This is a genomic window from Glaciecola sp. 1036 (assembly GCF_050306235.1).
Lineage (GTDB): Bacteria > Pseudomonadota > Gammaproteobacteria > Enterobacterales > Alteromonadaceae > Glaciecola.
Map to the genome: position 1 here is coordinate 116,394 of NZ_JBLWFH010000007.1, position 19,708 is coordinate 136,101.

Genomic DNA, 19,708 nt, shown 5'->3' on the forward strand with positions numbered 1-19,708 from the left:
ACCCAATTACCTTGCAAAGTTTAACTAATCTTGAATTTAGACAGTCGCTGGCTAAGCTCTTCAGACAGCTGTTTTAGTTGCAAGACGTCTTCCTTCAAAGCTTCTACTTGTACTTTTTCATCTGAAAATAATGCATGTAAATTTTCTGCCGTTTGGCTAATCGACTCTGAAGTTGACGCCTGTTCATAAGCAGATGAAGCCACTTGAGTCACATTGGAATTTACCTGTGATATACCTTCCAATACATCAACCATGTTTGAAGTCGCATGCTCGGAAGATTCAGCTGCTACATTGACCATTTCTACGCAGTTGTTCATATTATCCACTGAATTATTCGCTGAAGTGGTTAGCAATTCTGTTATTTTTTCAATTTCCTCGGCACTTTCTTTTGACTTAATAGCCAAGTTTCTTACCTCATCAGCAACCACTGCAAATCCGCGACCATGTTCACCGGCGCGAGCCGATTCAATTGCCGCATTTAAGGCTAACAAATTGGTTTGCTCGGCTACACTTTTAATGCTTTGCATAACTTCGGCGATGTTTTGACATTTATTGCTAAGATCACCGATAGCGTCTGAAGTAAATTGTAAGGTCGATTTTAATTCTGAGATATTACTTCGGCTTGCGTCAATTACAGTGCGTGTATCAGACGTTTTTAGCTTGGCAGATTCTGCGAATTCATTGGCATTTTGAGACAAGTCAGCAACCGCTTGGATACTTGTTGTCATGTTACGCATGGCTTCTGAAATTGCACTGACTTGATTGTTTTGAGCATCCACAGTGTCATCTAACATCTGTGAAGAATTAGCTACTTTAGAGGAAAATGTTAACAGCTCTTCACCAACAAAGTTTACTCTTTCAACAAGCTCTCTTACCGAATCTATCATCATCAGAAAGTCTGAGTCATGATCTTCATCAGATTTGCTTCTTTCCGTTAAATGTATTTCACCATTTTTGCCGACAATTTGACTGACATTGTGCTGGATTTGTTGGCTAACTTTACCATCTTCAAATGACTTCTTCGCCATAAAACAAAGTACCACACATTCAAGAATTGCAAACAAGGCATGGATGACTAAAATCAAAAATGCTGGTGAACTATCTTCAAAGACAATCAAACCACCACCAGCATTTTGAACGATAAAGCCTGCGATATGATGGACCGCAATAACTGCGGTACTGGTAACAATTACTTTCCAATCTCTAAAGAAAGACGTAAACGCCAGTAGCACGAATACTTGGAAATGCATTTCCGTCATACCCATGGTTTGTTGAATATGCAGAGCGGCCATCAACTGAGTGGCAGCAGAAGTCATATGCCGAGAAAAAGATTCATCAGGGTAGCTAAGACCTATAATGATGGCAGGTATTATAACCAATAAGCCCGCGCCTAGTCCTAACCATAGCGTATCTGTAAAGTACCCAATTGATATAGAGAGAATCAATTGAAAGCAGAGTACAAACCTGAATAACTTTTGAATCCCTGCATTATTTTTATCTAGTCCCGCCATTCGCTTAAAACCTTTTGCAAAAAAATAACCTAATAATTGAAAGGTTATCGGCATGCTAGACAAAAGTTTTAAAACAACATCTATATTACCTACAGGAATAGCTTAAATAATTTTATTTATGCATATTTATTTATTTTTCTTGAATATTTATTAGCTTTCAACTAAAATTTTTTCAAGGTTATAGCAAAGTTGCTAAATCAGAGAATTTTCTCCCTGGAAACGCTATGAGACTTGTTCTTAAATAATCCGTCTAATATAGCGATCGGCGTATGGTATACTGTCAAAGTAGGCGCACTATTTTGGCTCAATACCATACGCCTTTTTTAGTTTTGTTTCTAAGAGTGTAAAGAAAGCATTATGAAAGTAAGTGTATTAGGGGCCAGTGGATATACTGGCGCTCAGTTGGTTAATTACCTTGATAAACACCCTAAATTTGATCTAGAAACTTGTTATGTATCTGAAAACAGTCAAGATTCTGGCAAAAAAATTCAAGATTTATACCCAAGCTTGAGTTTGAAAAAATCCTATACCTTAACCCCTGCAGGTGATAGTAGTATTGCCCAAATCGCAACCCAAAATGATGCAGTGTTTTTAGCACTTCCTCACGAAGTGAGTCACCTTTGGGCAAATGAATTTATAGCTGGCGGATGCAAAGTTTTTGATTTATCCGGAGCCTACAGAATTTCAAACCTAGACATTTTTGAAAAAGCATATGGATTTGGGCATCAATATCCACAATTAATTACAAAAGCAGCATATGGGTTAGCGGAGTTTAACTGCGAAGCAATAGCTACAGCTGATCTCATCGCAGTCCCCGGTTGTTATCCAACTGCATCTTTATGCGCAATTAAACCTATCGCCGATGCGGGTTTACTTCGTCAAGGGAATATGCCGGTAATCAATGCGACCAGTGGTGTAAGTGGCGCAGGAAGAAAGGCTTCGTTAACCTCCAGTTTTTGTGAAGTAAGTTTAAATGCATATGGCGTGTTGAGTCATAGGCATACCCCTGAAATTTCTGAACATGCTGGCCATGAGGTTATATTTACCCCGCATCTAGGTAATTTTAAGCGCGGTATATTAGCCACAATCACGATGTTTTTATCGTCAGATGCAACTCAACAAAAGATTGATGATGCATTCAATCAAGCTTACGCCATGGAGGGTCTAGTCAAACTCGTCTCTGGGTGGCCGAAAGTGGGTGATGTGCAATACACTCCGTTTTGTCACTTGCACTATAAATTTGACGCAGAAACTGGCTGCCTAATAGTATGTAGCGCTATTGATAATCTACTCAAAGGTGCTGCGACTCAAGCTATCCAATGTGCTAATATTAGATTCGGCTTAAGCAATACCGAAGGATTGGTGTAATGACCAATAACTCGAACACCTATGTAATTAAAATAGGGGGTAAATTTTTTGACTTTTTTACCACCAACACATCTGTCTGTGACGGCTTTTTTGATTTTATTCAACTGCTGTTAAATGAAGGAAAAAAGGTAGTGGTAGTGCATGGTGGCGGCGACCAAGTACAGCAACTTCTATCCGCTTTGGGTAAAAAAAGTGAAAAGCACAATGGCCTGCGTATTACGCCAGCCGAAGATATAGGCCTAGTTACAGGTATTTTAGCCGGTGATTTAAACAAACTTTTAGCCGCCAAATTGCAGGCAGCTTCAATTGATGCGCTAGGTTTAAGTCTGGCTGATGCAGAAATTGCGATATGCGAACCTATTGACAACAAGCTAGGGCGTGTCGGACAACCCGCAAAAGGCGATAGTCGACTCCTATCTTTGCTTATAAATCAAAATTTTGTTCCCGTAATAGCCTCTATTGGGCGATATTCTTCAGGGGACTTATGTAATGTCAATGCAGACCACGCCGCGATTCATATTGCCAACATGCTTGGCGCTCAATTGATATTTTTATCAGACGTTCGCGGAGTTTTAGATGCAGATGGTAACCTGATCTCATCATTGGACGAAAACGAAATCAATCGTCTAAGTGAACAACAAGTGATTACAGATGGCATGTTGGTTAAAGTCAATGCCGCATTATCTGCCGCTAATACACTGAATAACAAGGTCACTATTGCCAGTTGGCATGATCTTGGTTCAGATACTAAAAATCAATCTATTGGTACCAGCATTTTACCTACCAAACACTAAAAAAATCTTAGGAACTCCTATGCATTCAGATCTTCTACATTTTCGTGACTGGACTTCAGAGCAAGCTAGTAAATTATTAGCCTTTGCCTTGGATTTGAAAAATAATCCAGATAAATACGGCAAGCCATTAAGCGGAAAATCCATAGTAGCGATTTTTGAAAAACCCAGTTTACGTACTCGCGTCACCTTTGATATCGGCATCAATAAGCTGGGTGGGCATATGGTATATGTGGATAGCCAAGGCGAGCCCTTGAAAAAACGTGAAGCGCCAATTGATGTAGGTGCCAATATTGCTCAGTGGGCAGACGGCATAGTCTCTCGAGTATTTGAGCATCAAACACTAGAAGAAATGGCCGCCGGGGCTGATATTCCCGTGGTTAATGCCCTATGTGATCGTTACCATCCCTGCCAAGCATTGGCTGACTACATTACAATTACAGAAGCGGATGGTGATTTAAGAGGCAAAACCCTGACCTATGTTGGCGACGGCAACAATGTTACCCACAGTCTTTTGATTTTAGGCATATTGTTAGGTGTGAATCAGAAAGTCATCACGCCCAAAGGGCATGAAATTGACAGTGAAATAGCAGACTTTGTTAAAAATAAAGCGTCCGAAATGTCGGTAACGGTAGAATTTAGTAACAACTTGGAAGACGCTGCAAATTCCGACTATATTTACACCGATACTTGGCTTTCAATGGGCGATAACACCCCTTTGTCACAAATTAAGGATAAGTTTATGGCATATCAAGTAAACGATGATTTAATGCAAAGTTCTGGTGCCCGATTTGTGCTACATTGCCAACCAGCCCACAGAGACCTAGAAATTAGCGGTCAACTCATGGATAGCGAAAAATCATTATTGATGCAAGAAGCTGGAAATAGATTGCATGCACAAAATGCAATCCTAACTTATTTATTAACGAATTTATCATTAGATAGCTTTTAAGGAATTTTACATATGTCATCTATCAACAAAGTCGTACTCGCATACTCAGGTGGATTGGATACTTCAGCCATAGTGCCTTGGTTAAAAGAGAACTATGACTGCGAAGTAGTCGCTTTTGCCGCGGATATAGGCCAAGGTGAAGAAGAGCTTGTTGGATTGGAAGAAAAAGCCAAGGCTAGCGGTGCAAGTGAATGTCATATTGTCGACTTAAAAGAAAAGTTCGTTTCTGAATTTATTTATCCAACAGTGACCACTGGTGCTGTTTACGAAGGTGAATATTTGTTAGGTACTTCTATGGCAAGACCTGTAATTGCCCAAGCACAAGTGGAAGTTGCCCGCAAAGTGAATGCTGACGCGTTAAGTCATGGTTGTACCGGTAAAGGGAACGACCAAGTACGTTTCGAAGGCGCCTTTGCTGCGCTTGCGCCAGATTTAAAAGTAATAGCACCTTGGCGTGAATGGGATATGGTTTCTCGAGAAGACTTATTGGACTATTTGGCCAAACGCGACATTAAGACCTCTGCTTCTGCAACAAAGATTTACAGCCGCGATGCAAACGCATGGCACATATCCCATGAAGGTGGCGAATTAGAAGAACCTTGGAATGCACCTTCTAAACAAGTATGGACCATGACGGTTGACCCAGAAGATGCGCCTAATACACCAGAAAATGTGACGCTCAGTTTTGAACAAGGTAAGTTGGTTAAAGTTAATGGGCAAATGTTATCGCCTTATCAAGCTTTGGTTGCATTGAACAAAATAGGCAGTGCTCACGGTATAGGACGAATTGATATTGTTGAAAATAGATTAGTCGGCATGAAATCTCGTGGCTGCTATGAAACGCCTGGAGGCACCATATTACTAAAAGCTTACAAGGCCTTAGAGTGTTTGGTATTAGATAAATCAGCTTTAAAATTCAGAGAACAAATCGGCTTAGAATTCGCCCATGTAATGTATGACGGACGCTGGTTTACTGCACTTAATGATAGCTTATTGGCAGCGGCTGCTAGTTTTGCTGAATTAGTGACGGGTGATGTTGTCATCAAACTCTATAAAGGTAATGCTAACGTTACTCAAAGACGCTCTCCTAATAGCTTGTATTCAGAAGACTTTGCGACTTTCGGCGCGGATGACGTATATGACCAATCTCATGCCGAAGGCTTTATTCGATTGTTTAGTTTATCAAGTCGAATCAAGGCACTAAAAGCTCAAGGCAAAGCAAACTAAGACAGGAGTAAATTATGGCACTGTGGGGTGGTAGGTTTTCCGGTGACACCAGTGAGATGTTCAAGCGAGTAAATGACTCGCTTCCTTTTGATTGCGTAATGGCCAGTGAAGATATTTTTGGTTCTATCGTCTGGTCTAGAGCGCTAGCTGAAGCAGGCGTGTTAACAGCAGACGAACAATCACAAATCGAGACTGCGTTGTCAGAATTAAAAGCCCAAGCAGACGATGAAGCTATCGACTTTTCGACTTCTACGGAAGAAGATATCCATAGTTTTGTAGAAGCTTGGTTAACTGACAAACTTGGTGACTTAGGCAGAAAACTACATACAGGTAGAAGTCGAAATGATCAGGTAGCTACTGATTTTAGACTTTGGGTGAAAAAGCAACTTATCGGCCTGAAATCCGATGTGGTTGCGATGTTGGACGCCCTACTACATTCAGCTAACCGCCACAACGACGTGATAATTCCTGGATATACGCATTTGCAACGGGCACAACCTGTGTATTTCGCTCACTGGTGTCTAGCTTATGTTGAAATGTTAAAACGCGATATGAGTCGAATTGACGATTTGCTTGAGAGAATTAATCAATCGCCTTTAGGTTGTGGCGCGCTAGCGGGCACAACTTTTCCTGTTGATCGTCAGAAAATTGCTGAACAACTAGGCTTTAAGAGCCCTTGTTTAAACAGCTTGGATGCAGTTTCCGACCGTGATTTTGTACTCGAACTATTATTCGTAGCAAGCACAGGCATGATGCATTTATCTCGATTAGCCGAAGATCTTATTTTCTATAATTCAGGAGAAGCTGGCTTTTTGGTTTTAGGTGATGACGTGACTTCGGGTTCATCTTTGATGCCACAAAAGAAAAACCCTGACGCCTTGGAGCTAATGCGCGGCAAATGCGGTAGAGTTTTTGGCCATCTGCAAGGCTTATTAGTCACCATGAAAGGTTTGCCATTGGCGTATAACAAAGACATGCAAGAAGACAAAGAAGGTGCCATTGATGCAGTCAGTCAGTATCACATATGTTTGCGCATTGGCGTTGAAGTGCTGCGATCGTTAGCGCTAAATAAGGACCGATGTCGCCTTGCAGCGCAGCAAGGTTATGCTAACGCAACTGAACTTGCTGACTATCTGGTGGAAAAAAATATTCCATTTAGAAAAGCCCATGAATATGCAGGACAAGCAGTAGTTGTAGCCTTAGAAAAACAGCTTCCATTAGAAGAACTTGATATTGCTACCTTGCAAAGTATTCACCCTGAAATTGAAGAAGATATTTACGCTTGGTTGCAGCTTGAGGCTGTGCTTGATAAGCGCAATATTTTAGGCGGTACTGCACATAAAAGAGTAACCGAAGCACTTTATCTCGAACTTGAGCATCTCGATAAGCTCAAGGCGGCAAATTAAGGCATACAAAGATGACCCTTAATCACCAAGACAGCATTCGTTTATTCCGAAATTCGGCACCCTATATTAATGCGCACAGAGGAAAAACCTTTGTGATCATGTTTGGTGGCGAAGCGGTACTGGATGACAATTTTCCAAAGTTAGTACAAGACATTGCCTTGCTTCACAGCTTAGGTATTCGCATTATCATCACTCATGGTGCACGGCCTCAAATTGATGAAAGACTTAGACTTAGAGGTTCTCAAGCGAGATTTGTGGACGGTATCAGGGTAACTGATAAACAAACCTTGGAATGTGTTAAAGATGCAGCGGGGTCATTACGTAGTCAGATAGAAGCCTTGTTAACTATGGGACTGCCAAATTCCCCTATGCATGGAGCGCGGATCCGTGTTTGCTCAGGTAACTTGGTAATTGCACGCCCTATAGGCGTGCAAAACGGCATAGATTTCGAGCATACTGGTTTGGTTCGTCGCATTGATGTAGAAGGCATTCAAGATCAATTAGAAGACGGTTCTATCGTATTGTTATCTCCTATGGGGTATTCGGCTACTGGTGAAGTATTTAATCTTTCACACGAAGATGTGGCCACACAAGCAGCAATTGCTTTAAAAGCTGACAAAATCATTACTTTATCTGAATATGATGGCTTTTATACTGAAGAGAAAATGATCCGTACTATCGAGTTAAGTCTGTTACAGGATCTTATTGACGCGAAAAAAGTCACTGCCGAAGCGACATGTTTAAATGCCGTAGTGGATGGTGTTGCGGCGGGCATAGAGCGCACTCACTGTGTTTCGTACAAAACTGATGGTTCCCTGCTAAAAGAACTCTTTACTCGCGATGGTGTGGGTACTTTGGTGATGCAAAATCATTATGAAAAACTGCGCAATGCGACTATAGATGATGTTGGCGGTATTCTTAAACTCATTCGACCTTTGGAAGAGTCTGGCGTTCTAGTAAAACGTTCTAGGGAACGTTTAGAGAATGAGATCAATCAGTTTGCAGTGATTGAACGAGATGGCATGATTATCGGTTGCGCAGCCTTATATAATCTTGAAGAAGGTAGTGGCGAAATTGCTTGCATGGCCACTCATTGGGAATATCGTGGGAAGAATCGCGGTGAAAGGTTACTAGAAGCTCTTAAAAAGAAAGCTGCGTTGAATAAAATTAACAAACTCTTCGTACTGACGACGGTAACCGCGCACTGGTTTTTAGAACAAGGTTTTGAAGAAGTTCCGGTTGATTACTTACCGGAATCAAAAAAGCAGTTGTACAACTACACCCGAAACTCAAAAGTATTCATGCTTAAATTACAGCAGGATTAGCCTAAGGCTAATCCTGTTTTTCTGTTATAAACTAATACGCTTATAGGCTCGATATTCTGGGATCCAGAATTTCTTTTCAATTCTGCGCTTTAAAACCTCTTCCGAAACTTTTAGCGCCAAGCCTTGTTCCATCGCTACTTTTGCGACTGCTAAGGCAATTGACTTACTCAACTCGTTAATTTGCTTAAGCGGTGGTAACAAATGAGCGGACTCACCATTTGCCAATGGAGAAGCATCAGCAAGGGCATTACTCGCCGCCATCAGCATTTCGTCAGAAATGCGCTTAGCTTTGGCAACTATTACACCTAAACCTATGCCAGGGAAAATGTAGCTGTTGTTACACTGAGCAATTGGAAACACTTGATCATTGTATTGCACTGGCATAAAGGGGCTACCTGTGGCTATTACAACATTTCCATCTGTCCATTCAATGACTTGCTCAGGACGCGCTTCCACTTGTCTTGAAGGGTTGCTCAATGGAAAAATAATCGGAGTAGGACAATATTGCTGCATACTACGAACAACTTGCTCGGTGAATAAGCCTGATTGCCCCGAAACACCAATCAAAATGTCCGGTTCTGCATTGTGTATAACGTCAAGCAAAGAAGGAAACTCTCCGCTGTAGGTCCATTTTTTTAACTCGCTAGTCGAATGTTGAAGCGCTTGCTGAAACTCGCGTAAATCAGCCATACCTTCACTCACTAGCCCAAACCTATCTACCATGAATACTTGAGATCTTGCTTGTTGATCAGAAAGTCCTTCTTTTATCATTTGCTGAATCAACATCTCAGCAATACCGCATCCAGCTGAACCAGCGCCCACAAAAGCTACCTTCATAGATGAAAGCTTGCTGCCTCTTGTTTTACAGGCGGCTAAAAGCGTGCCTAAGGTAACCGCTGCCGTGCCTTGAATATCATCGTTAAAGCAGCAGACTTTATCGCGATATCGATTAAGTAACGGCATAGCATTGGGCTGAGCAAAATCTTCAAATTGAATGATGACACCTGGCCACCTTTTTTTCGCTTCGCGAATGAATATATCCAAGAATTCATCATATTGTTCTTGGTTAATTCTTTCGTGACGTGCGCCCATGTACATAGGATCTTCTAACAATTTTTTATTGTTAGTACCTACGTCCAACATCACTGGCAAAGTGTAGGCTGGGCTGATGCCGCCACAAGCGGTATACAATGAAAGTTTTCCAATCGGAATGCCCATGCCACCTATTCCCTGGTCACCCAATCCTAAAATTCTCTCGCCATCAGTCACAACTATGACTTTGACCTTTTTCTTTACTGCGTTGCGCAATATATCTTGCATCATGTGGCGTTCTTCATAACTGATGAACAAACCGCGGGATGAGCGGTAAATATCAGAAAAACGTTCGCAAGCTTCACCTACCGTAGGGGTGTATATAATAGGCATCATTTCGTCGATATGTTGTTGCAACAATCTGAAGAATAAGGTTTCGTTGTTATCTTGAATCGCCCGTAAATAAATGTGCTTATTTAAGGGTTCAGAGAAACTGCTGTATTGTTTGTAGGCTCGTTCCACCTGCTCGTCTATAGATTCATAGCGAGGAGGTAATAAACCTAAAAGGTTGAACTGTTTTCTTTCGCGCTCGGTAAAAGCACTCCCTTTATTTAACAAAGGGGTTTCTAATAACGCAGGGCCTGCGTAAGGAATATATAAAAAGTCATTATTGTCGTTTGCTGACATTCTTCGCTCAATTTCTGTCTATAAGTTGTATGTAAATAAGTCTTATTGCCACTGGACTAAGATTAGAAAATATCGTCTATGGATAATTCATCTAATTCCTCGTCCGGTTCTTGTTGTTCTTCATTATCCACTGGCAATGATAGTTCAGATTCGGTCACATATGTGGTCGGTTCAGTCCCTTTTAAGAAATATTCAAACATTGATGAGGCATCTGTTCTTGTAGTAAGTTTTCCAGTTCGGCGATCAATACGCACACGAATGATACCTTCTGGTTGGGTATATCCTTGCTCTGGCACATCTGCAAGCACAGTTTGCATAAAATAGATCCATGCTGGTTGAGCTGCTTTAGCACCATCTTCTGCGCCAATTAACGCATTTCCAATCCAATTGAATTTCTCAGGATTTTTATTAATCAAATTTTGGTTACGGGTTGCTCGGCCCAATTGACGATTATTATCGTCAAACCCAACCCAAGCAGTGGCCACTAAATCAGGCGCGAATCCAGTAAACCAAGTATCTCTAGCATCATTAGTGGTACCTGTTTTACCGCCTATATCGGTGCGCTGATTGAGTAAGTTGCGTGCTCGCCAGCCCGTCCCTAACCAATACGTTTTATTTGCCCAATTACCATTTGCGCGCACCGCAGTTCGTAACATTTGTCTGACTAAGAAAGCAGTTTGTTGCGACAATACGCGAGGTGCAGACTGACGTACTTTTTCTGGTTCAGACTCCACAACTGGTTCAAGGGCGCTCAACTCTGCTGCAAGTAAGGCTTCCAAATCTTGATTTTCATCACTTACCGCTTCGATCTCTTGAACTTGCTCCTCTTCATTACAAGGATCACATGCATACAAAGGCTCAACTTGCCATACCGTTTCGTCTTCCTCGTTATCAATTCTATCAATGAAATAAGGCTGAACAGCAAAACCGCCGTTGGCAATAATCGCCATTGCCGTTGCGACTTCTAAAGGTGTATGTGAGCCTGAACCTAAAGACATGGTCTCATCCCGTGGGATTTCATCTCGTAAAAATCCAAAACGAGTAATGTAATTTCGTGTTTCATCTAAACCAACGCCTCTTAATAGACGCACTGAGACTACGTTTTTTGACTTCCCTAATGCTACTCGCATACGAATCGGGCCGTCATAGATTGCGGGGCTATTTTGTGGTCGCCAAGCGACACCTGTACTCGCATCCCATTGATTTATCGGGGCATCGTTTATAATACTGGCAAGGGTATAACCATTATCGAGTGCCGCAGAATAAATAAAAGGTTTAATATTAGACCCTACTTGACGTTTCGCTTGAGTGGCACGGTTAAACTGGGTTTGATAAAAACTATAGCCCCCTACTACTGCCTGTACAGCTCCATCAAAAGGATCTAAAGCGACAAAAGCCCCACTCACATCAGGTAATTGACTAAGCTTCCAACTATTGTCTTCAAGCTGGCGAACATAAATCAGCATGCCGACCGATAAAATATCTGACGCTACTTCAGGTTCTGGCCCTTGATTATAATCATTGATATAAGGTCGAGCCCAATCTAATCCATCCCAATCAATGGTTAACTCAGCTTGCTCCAAGGTTCGTACAACCACATCTTTATCATTTACTTGAACCACAATGGCTGGCTCTAAACCGTCTAATTTTCCTGTCTCTAATAAAATGTCCTGCATGGTTTGCTCGTCGGGAGCAGCTACTGGCCCAAAAGCGTCGATTAATTTTTGCATCACATCATCAGGAATGTCGATTTCATTATCGGTATTCACTGCAACCTGCTCGACTGTCTCAGAGCTGTCTGCTAATTCTTGCGTGTCCGGTTCTGCTACTACTTCCGGTTGTAGTTCTGGTAGAACAATTTGAAATTCAGCTAGATCTTCTTTAGGAATAGCCTCTAGTGGCGTCCAAATCGCGCGAATTGGACCTCGATAGCCATGACGCTCATCATAATCATGTAAGTTTTTAATCACCGCTGTTTGGGCGGCTTCTTGGTGCTCTGAAGTGGCCGCAGCATAAACCTTAAAACCGCTATTTTCTGCGATATCCTTACCGTAAATTTCGACCATTTCGTTATAGATAATATCCGCCAAATAAGGCGCATTAACTTCAATTTCTGCACCATGACGCGAAGCTGTTACTGGCGCGGCAGCTGCTTCATCAAATTGTTGTCGCGTGATATAGCCTTCGTCTAACATACGTAAAAGTACAATTCGACGTCGCTTTTTAGATGCTTCCGGATTACTTATAGGATTAAGCCTAGATGGCGCTTGGTACAAACCCGCTACTGTGGCTAATTGGGCTAGGTTAAGTTCTTTGAGTGTTTTACCATAATAAACTTGAGCCGCAGCACCGACACCAAAAGCGCGGTGACCCAATTCCATTTTATTTAAATACAATTCTAAAATTTCGCGTTTGCTAAGCTCTTGCTCCATATGAATCGCGATGAAGAGTTCTTTTATTTTACGCGTAAACTCTTTTCTTCTATCTAAAAAGAAGTTTCTCGCTACCTGCATCGTTAGAGTACTAGCACCTTGACCTTTTTCTCCGGTAACAACCAAGTTTAGGGCTGCTCTAGCAACACCAATAGGATCAATCCCATAGTGCTCGTAAAAACGGCTGTCTTCTGTCGCGATCACAGCCTGTACCAATGTCTCGGGGACGTCATCTAAAGAAACGGGTATTCTTCTTTTTACGCCGTATTGGGAAATTAATTTACCGTCTTTGGTATAGATTCTCATAGGTGTCTGCAACTGCACATCGCGTAACACTTCTACGCTTGGCAAATCAGGTTTGAGATAAAAATACATACCAATGACACTTGCGACACCGAGTAGACCGCCAACGAACATCACTAACAAAAAGGTTTTTACATACTTCACAGTAAATTAGGTATCCCAAAAATTAAAATTTATTACTCAATATTTATACGTATGTGTCGTTAACCAATACATACCAATTTTGAAAAATAAGTATCATCTTTGCGTATGATACTGTAACTAACCATGGGTCGCCATTGAATGAAGTCGCTTTTACGAAAAAAAGCTAACACAATCGTTGGATTAGACATAGGCACTAAGTTTGTCAAAGCTGTGTGTTTGGATATGTCTACTTCCCAACCTAAGTTGTTAAGCTTTGCTTCTGAACCTATCCAAGGCTTGGCTTTTACCGAACGCGAAATAAAAGATTTAGATGCGGTCAGTAAAGCATTAAAAAAAGTTCAGATGTCACTCAAAGCTAAAACAAAAGAAGCAGTGATTGCGGTCGCAGGCTCTACTGTGATCAGTAAATTGGTTTATATGGACCCAAACCAAACCGATTATGAAATGGAATTGCAGATCGAGCTCGAAGCTGATTCTTTAATTCCTTATCCATTAGAAGAAGTCTATTTAGATTTCGAACAATTAAGAGAAAGCAAAGCGCATCCGGGTAAAGTAGAAGTTTTATTAAGTGCAGCACATAGAGATTTAATTGACAGTCGAATTACTCTTGTTCGCGAAGCACCATTTGATCCTGTGATTGTGGATATTGAAAGTAATGCTTTGGCCGATGCTGTTCTCCAATTTTTTCCTAATGATGAATCTCAAACTGTAGTTTGTGTCAATGTTGGCGCATCCTTACTTCAAGTTTGTGTGTTGGAAAAAAACGAAGTCATCTATGTTAAAGAGCATAACTTTGGGCTGAATAGTTATATACAAGACCTAGCTCTAATTCACGCCATTGATACCCAAGAAGTTGAGCGTCAAATTGCCGCAGGTACAGCTCCTGAAGAATGGTTTAAAGACAGCTTATCTACCTTTATTGGCGGAATGCAGCAACAGATTCAACGTGCATTACAGATGTTCGTTGCCACTACTCACAGAAAAATGCCTGCGCACATCTTGTTAGCAGGCGGTGCCGCTAATTTGCCAAACATCGCTTCTGAGTTGAGTAACGACATGAATATGAAAGTCGATATTTTTAATCCATTCAATGGAATGGCGATTGACCCTAAAGTCGACACAGCCGCATTGGATTTAATTGCACCTCAGCTTTCAATCGCGACAGGGCTTGCAACAAGGAGGTTAAGCCAATGGCAAAAATAAACCTTCTTCCATGGCGTGAATCACTCCGTCAAACCCAAAAGAAACAGTACATTGCTTCACTTGGCGCAATTGCGGTTGGTATTTTTATTCTGTTTTGGATCGTTGGCGAAGTCATCGAACAACAAATTCGTAATCAGCAGTCGCGCAACCTTTACTTGACCCAACAAGTAGAAGTGCTAGACCGTCAAATAGCTGAAATCACTGATATCCGAGCTAAGAAGAAAGAGATTTCAATGCGCATGGCATTAATCGAGCAGCTTCAAGTGAGTCGTAACCTTACCCCTATGCTGCTAGAAGAATTAGCCAAAGCTGTACCTGATGGTATTTCTTTTAATTCTATGTCGCGTAGAGGTTATGCCATCAAGATTATAGGCGTTAGTGAGTCTAATAATAGATTATCAGCATTCATGCGCGCGTTAGATGATTCCGATTTATTTGTACAACCCGAATTATCGTCAATTGTAGCTGACCAATCAGCTGCAAATGCGGTCAGCGACTTCGAATTGTCGTTAAAAATAAGTCCAGTGTTTACGCCAGCGGCGCTACCTGAACAAAGTAATGCGGGGCAATAAGATGGCTTTTGATTTTAAAAAACTTAAAGAAATTAACGAGCTTGATTTTGAACAAGTTGCCATTTGGCCGTTTGAAATAAAAGTAGTTGTTGCTTTCGTGTGCGGACTTATTGTTGCTGCAGTTAGCTACTACGCAATTATAAGTAGCAAACTACCAGTTCTCGATGCTACACAAACCAAGGAACTGGAGCTTCGTCAAACCTTTGAATCCAAGTACAGGGTAGCTGTCAATTTACAAGCTCATAAAGAGCAACTGTCTCAGATTCAAGAAGACTTTTCTTCCATGCTGAAGTCATTACCGACAAGCAATGAAACCCCTGGGTTGCTAGATGACATCACCTTTGTAGGCACGGATGCAGGCCTATCATTTAAATTACTGAATTGGCAACAAGAAATACCCAAAGAATTTTATACCGAGTTACCGATTCAAATCGAAGTATCTGGTGGATACCACCAATTTGGCCAGTTTTCATCAAGTGTTGCTAACTTACCAAGAATTGTAACCTTGCATGATTTTGAAATCTCTACGCAAAAACAAGAGCTAGTCATGACGCTTCAAGCCAAAACATACCGAGCTCAAGGCTCTAATGAGGAGGTGGTAAATGAATAAGAAAATTTATTTGTTGCCTTTAGTCATAACTTTGACAGCTTGTAGCGCAGATATTGACGATTTAGTGGTGTATACACAGCAGGTGAGAACCAATACACAAGTCAATATTGAACCTTATCCAAAATTTGAACCTCTGGCCTCTGTCCAGTATTCCGCAGGCGATAGACGTAGCCCGTTCCGGCGCTCGGAAAACCGCCAGCCCACGGCACAAGTGGTTCAAACGCCGAACTGTCAGCAACCTAATCTGCAAAGACGCAAACAACCATTGGAATCTTATGGTCTTGATGCTTTGCAAATGTCCGGGGTGTTTACAACAAACGGCAAGCGTTTTGCACTGATAAAAGCTAACGATGGCAGTTTGCACAGAGTTAGTGTAGGAGACTATGTCGGATTATTCCACGGACGAGTAGTGCAAATAACTAAGAGTGAAGTAGTAATTAAAGAAATGTTGCCTGATGGTACTGGATGCTGGAAGTCAAAAACCGCCAACCTCAGCATGTCAACGGTAACAGGGGAAGATAACAATGTCTGAGCAGTATATATTCAATAAAAAATTAAACCGACGTAAGCCAGTTTGGTACCTCGTTGTCGCTGTTTTTGTTGGTGTTGTTACGTTTGGTGCCCTAGCACAAGATGAGCAAGAAGTATTGGTAAATCCAGCGCTTGAAGAAGCCTATCACTCATTACTGAACGACATTCAATTTGATCGCAATGGCGAAAGTGCCACTGTAACTGTTATGTTTTCAGGAGATGTTCCCCAGGCATCATTAATTGAAGCTAAGGGCAAGGTATCTATTTCGTTTGAAAATGCAGCATTGAGTGAAGCTCAGTACGTTGAAATTGACGTGACTCAGTTTGGCACTATGGTTTCAGCCATTGAGACCTTTCAAGAAGATACAACTGCCAGTATGGAATTACGCTATCAAGGCCAAGTAAAAATAGCGAAAAACCAAATTGATCAAGGGTATACTTTTACTCTATCTCCTTTGACCAAAGAAGAGATTGAAGAAAGCAAAGGTGAAACATACTCTGGCAAGCCTATCTCTCTAGATTTCCAAGATGTACCCGTGCGTCAGGTTTTACAAATTATTGCCCAAGTGAACGGTTTTAATTTGGTTACTACAGATACAGTCACAGGTAATGTCACTATTAGTTTAAGCGCTGTTCCATGGGATCAGGCGTTAGATATGATTTTGAAAATCAGAGGATTGGATAAACGTTTAGAAGGTAATATTTTGTTGATTGCCCCAGCAGAAGAACTAAGTGCTCGGGAAACCCAACAATTACAATCTAAACAACAAGTTCAAAACCTAGCTGAACTTAAATCAGCTAATATTTCAGTCAACTATGCGAAAGCCCATGAATTAGCTGCCATATTAAAATCAACTGATGGCGGTATATTGTCTCAGCGTGGCGCTGTAAGTGTTGATGAAAGAACAAATACCTTGTTGATACGAGATACTCAAGCGTCAATAGATGAAGCACGCAAAGTGGTTGAATCTTTGGATATACCAGTTAAGCAAGTACTTATTGAGTCGCGTATGGTTACCGTGCGTGAAAATGCCGATGAGCAACTTGGGGTTCGTTGGGGCTTTACAAGTCGTGGTGATGAAAACAGCGTTTCTGGCTCTCTTGCTGGTGCTGATGTAGCGGGTACAGGTTTAGTCCCTGAAATCACTGATAGATTAAACGTTAATCTTCCGGTAACTAACCCCGCAGGCCGTATAGGATTTCAAATCGCCAGTTTAGTCGATGGTAATATTTTAGACCTAGAACTTAGTGCTTTAGAATCTGAAAATAAAGGTGAAATCATTGCAAGCCCGCGTATTACAGTAGCTAATCAACAAGAAGCATATATTGAACAAGGAACCGAGATCCCCTTTGTTCAAGCTACTTCCAGCGGTGCTACTTCAGTAGAATTTAAAAAAGCTGTACTTAGTCTACGAGTGACACCTCATATTACCCCTGATAACAGAATTATTCTGAATCTCGTAGTAACACAGGATACTCGCGGTGATACGGTTCAAACCTCGACCGGTCCAGCGGTAGCCATAGATACCCAAGAGATCAGTACCCAAGTACTGGTAGAAAATGGCGAAACCATAGTGTTAGGCGGCATTTTCCAACAATTGACGACAGAAGATGTATCAAAAGTTCCATTATTTGGTGACTTGCCACTTGTCGGTAATATGTTCAAAACTCGCCAAGAGTTAGAACAAAAAAGAGAATTGTTAATTTTTGTAACGCCTAAGATAGTTACCGAAGGCATATAAAACAAGCACTTACCTAGCGAAAAAAAGGCCGGCAGCAATTTCCGGCCTTCAATTTGCTTTCAACACTTGCAAACAGACTGAAATAACTGAGATAATCCGTGCACTCGAAATATCCCGAGGAGTAAAAGTGCATGTAACGACCACCAACTTGTGGTCAAGGTAGGGAAAATTACCCTTGCACACAAGTGGTAGTGTTAGTTAGCACACCAACGTCAATAACTATCAATAAATAAGATGTGAACTAGGCAACTATGGCTGAAAAACGTAACGTATTCCTTGTAGGCCCTATGGGTGCAGGCAAAAGCACAATAGGCAGACACCTAGCAGATGAACTCCACTTAGAATTTTTCGATTCAGACCAAGAAATTGAAAAGCGCACAGGCGCGGATATCTCCTGGATATTCGACCTAGAAGGCGAAGATGGCTTTCGTAAAAGAGAAGAAACTGTCATTGAAGAACTCACTGATAAGCAAGGCATTGTGCTTGCAACCGGCGGCGGTTCAGTAATTTCTAGTAAAATTCGTAATCGTCTATCAGCAAGAGGTATTGTTGTTTATTTACGCACAACTATTGATAAACAAGTAGCAAGAACTCAAAGAGATAAAAGACGTCCTTTGCTACAAAATGACGATCCTGAACAGGTTTTAAAAGATTTGGCGGAAAAACGTAATCCTCTATATGAAGAAATTGCAGATTACGTGGTAGAAACAGACGACCAAAGCGCAAGAGCTGTTGCCAACCAAATCATTAATAAAATAGGTCTTTAAGGCCATTATTTAAGGAACTCATCAATGCCAACCATTTCTGTTGACCTTGATGACCGCAGTTATCCAATTGCTATTAAAGCCGGTATTCTCTCTGATACCGGCTTTTCGTTTTCTGAAATCCGCGGTCAACATGTCGTTATCTTAAGCAATACCAAAGTAGCGCCTTTATATTCAGATAAAATAACTCAGCAACTTACAAGTTTGGGCAAAAAGGTCGATCACATCATTATTGAAGATGGTGAGCAATTTAAGACCCTAGCATCTTTCGAATATGTATTAACTAAGTTATTGGAAATGCCAGCCGCCAGGGATACCACTATGTTGGCGTTAGGCGGTGGCGTCATTGGCGATCTTTGCGGGTTTGTCGCAGCTTGTTATGTCCGAGGAATTGACTTTGTGCAAGTACCCACCACCCTGCTTTCGCAAGTGGACTCATCTGTAGGAGGAAAAACAGCAGTTAATCATCCCTTGGGTAAAAATATGATAGGGGCTTTTTACCAACCTAAAGCTGTTTATATTGATACAGATACACTATCCACATTAGCACCTAGAGAATTTGCCGCTGGCATGGCGGAAGTCATAAAATACGGCATCATTTATGACAGTGCGTTCTTCCAATGGCTGGATACTCATAAAGAACAGATAAAAGCGGGCAATCCAGAGCACCTTGAAACCATGATCAGTAAATGTTGTCAGATTAAAGCGGACATTGTGAATCAAGATGAAAAAGAACATGGCATTCGCGCATTATTGAATTTAGGGCACACCTTTGGTCATGCAATGGAAGCCGAGCAAGGCTATGGAAATTGGTTACACGGTGAGGCAGTAGCTGCTGGCATGGTGCTTGCAGCAAGGCTATCGAATATGCGTGGTGACGTTTCTTTGACGCAAGTGCAAGCTATAGTTGATCTTATTGCTTTCTTCGATTTGCCTGTCGAAGGGCCAGAGCAAATGTCTTCAGATTGCTACATTAAGCACATGAAAAGAGACAAAAAGGTGTTAAAAGGTACCATGCGTTTCATTTTACCAATAGGCATAGGTTCAGCAAAAGTTGTTGATGATGTGAGTATGCAGGAGTTACAAAAACTACTCGACTAGCATCAAC

General features: G+C 41.4%; 16 protein-coding genes. 13 read left to right on the forward strand and 3 right to left on the reverse strand.

Annotation, left to right across the window (positions count from 1 at the left end; translation table 11 throughout):
• Positions 1-20: 20 nt before the first annotated feature.
• Entirely contained in the window at positions 21-1,511 is a 1,491-nt protein-coding gene (locus ACNKW3_RS11945) for a methyl-accepting chemotaxis protein (RefSeq protein ID WP_427399525.1), read from the reverse strand.
• 357 nt (positions 1,512-1,868) lie between these two features.
• On the opposite strand from ACNKW3_RS11945, the gene argC reads away from it, so the two are divergent.
• Genes argC through argA form a run of 6 tightly spaced genes read left to right on the forward strand, consistent with a single transcriptional unit; the run spans position 1,869 to position 8,580 of the window.
• Positions 1,869-2,879, forward strand: coding sequence for an N-acetyl-gamma-glutamyl-phosphate reductase (argC, locus tag ACNKW3_RS11950; RefSeq protein WP_427399526.1), 1,011 nt, complete (start codon positions 1,869-1,871; stop codon positions 2,877-2,879).
• The gene (gene argB, locus ACNKW3_RS11955) at positions 2,879-3,673 is read left to right on the forward strand and encodes an acetylglutamate kinase (RefSeq protein ID WP_427399527.1); all 795 of its coding nucleotides are present in this window, start codon (positions 2,879-2,881) and stop codon (positions 3,671-3,673) included. Before argC ends, argB begins: the two co-directional genes overlap by 1 nt.
• A 19-nt stretch (positions 3,674-3,692) precedes the next feature.
• Entirely contained in the window at positions 3,693-4,622 is a 930-nt protein-coding gene (locus tag ACNKW3_RS11960) for an ornithine carbamoyltransferase (protein WP_427399528.1), read from the forward strand.
• Positions 4,623-4,634: 12 nt separating this feature from the next.
• Positions 4,635-5,849 (forward strand): argininosuccinate synthase, encoded by a 1,215-nt coding sequence (locus ACNKW3_RS11965; protein ID WP_427399529.1) that lies wholly within the window; start codon positions 4,635-4,637, stop codon positions 5,847-5,849.
• A gap of 14 nt (positions 5,850-5,863) precedes the next feature.
• A complete protein-coding gene (gene argH, locus ACNKW3_RS11970; protein WP_427399530.1) occupies positions 5,864-7,255 on the forward strand; it encodes an argininosuccinate lyase in 1,392 nt (463 codons plus the stop codon).
• Between the two features lie 11 nt (positions 7,256-7,266).
• Positions 7,267-8,580, forward strand: a complete 1,314-nt coding sequence (gene argA, locus ACNKW3_RS11975) for an amino-acid N-acetyltransferase (protein ID WP_427399531.1) — start codon at positions 7,267-7,269, stop codon at positions 8,578-8,580.
• 24 nt (positions 8,581-8,604) lie between these two features.
• Here argA and ACNKW3_RS11980 read toward each other — a convergent pair whose 3' ends face one another.
• Together ACNKW3_RS11980 and ACNKW3_RS11985 are read right to left on the reverse strand one after the other, a co-directional pair.
• Positions 8,605-10,299, reverse strand: a complete 1,695-nt coding sequence (locus ACNKW3_RS11980; protein WP_427399532.1) for an NAD-dependent malic enzyme — start codon at positions 10,297-10,299, stop codon at positions 8,605-8,607.
• 62 nt (positions 10,300-10,361) lie between these two features.
• Complete coding sequence (locus ACNKW3_RS11985) at positions 10,362-13,148, reverse strand: penicillin-binding protein 1A (protein WP_427399639.1); 2,787 nt, start codon at positions 13,146-13,148, stop codon at positions 10,362-10,364.
• Positions 13,149-13,316: 168 nt separating this feature from the next.
• On the opposite strand from ACNKW3_RS11985, the gene pilM reads away from it, so the two are divergent.
• The 7 genes from pilM to aroB all read left to right on the forward strand — a co-directional run bounded on the left by pilM (position 13,317) and on the right by aroB (position 19,701).
• Positions 13,317-14,381 carry a type IV pilus assembly protein PilM gene (pilM, locus tag ACNKW3_RS11990; RefSeq protein ID WP_427399533.1) on the forward strand — a complete coding sequence of 355 codons (1,065 nt, stop codon included), beginning with the start codon at positions 13,317-13,319 and terminating at the stop codon, positions 14,379-14,381.
• Entirely contained in the window at positions 14,369-14,953 is a 585-nt protein-coding gene (locus tag ACNKW3_RS11995) for a PilN domain-containing protein (protein ID WP_427399534.1), read from the forward strand. Before pilM ends, ACNKW3_RS11995 begins: the two co-directional genes overlap by 13 nt.
• A gap of 1 nt (position 14,954) precedes the next feature.
• A complete protein-coding gene (locus ACNKW3_RS12000) occupies positions 14,955-15,563 on the forward strand; it encodes a type 4a pilus biogenesis protein PilO (RefSeq protein WP_427399535.1) in 609 nt (202 codons plus the stop codon).
• On the forward strand, positions 15,556-16,095 hold the full coding sequence (locus ACNKW3_RS12005; protein ID WP_427399536.1) for a pilus assembly protein PilP: 540 nt from the start codon (positions 15,556-15,558) through the stop codon (positions 16,093-16,095). The genes ACNKW3_RS12000 and ACNKW3_RS12005 overlap by 8 nt, the downstream gene beginning before the upstream one ends.
• Positions 16,088-17,836, forward strand: coding sequence for a type IV pilus secretin PilQ (locus ACNKW3_RS12010; protein ID WP_427399537.1), 1,749 nt, complete (start codon positions 16,088-16,090; stop codon positions 17,834-17,836). The genes ACNKW3_RS12005 and ACNKW3_RS12010 overlap by 8 nt, the downstream gene beginning before the upstream one ends.
• 251 nt (positions 17,837-18,087) lie before the next feature.
• Positions 18,088-18,603 (forward strand): shikimate kinase AroK, encoded by a 516-nt coding sequence (aroK, locus tag ACNKW3_RS12015; RefSeq protein ID WP_427399538.1) that lies wholly within the window; start codon positions 18,088-18,090, stop codon positions 18,601-18,603.
• A 24-nt stretch (positions 18,604-18,627) separates the two neighbouring features.
• On the forward strand, positions 18,628-19,701 hold the full coding sequence (gene aroB, locus ACNKW3_RS12020; RefSeq protein ID WP_427399539.1) for a 3-dehydroquinate synthase: 1,074 nt from the start codon (positions 18,628-18,630) through the stop codon (positions 19,699-19,701).
• The last annotated feature ends 7 nt before the right edge of the window (positions 19,702-19,708 follow it).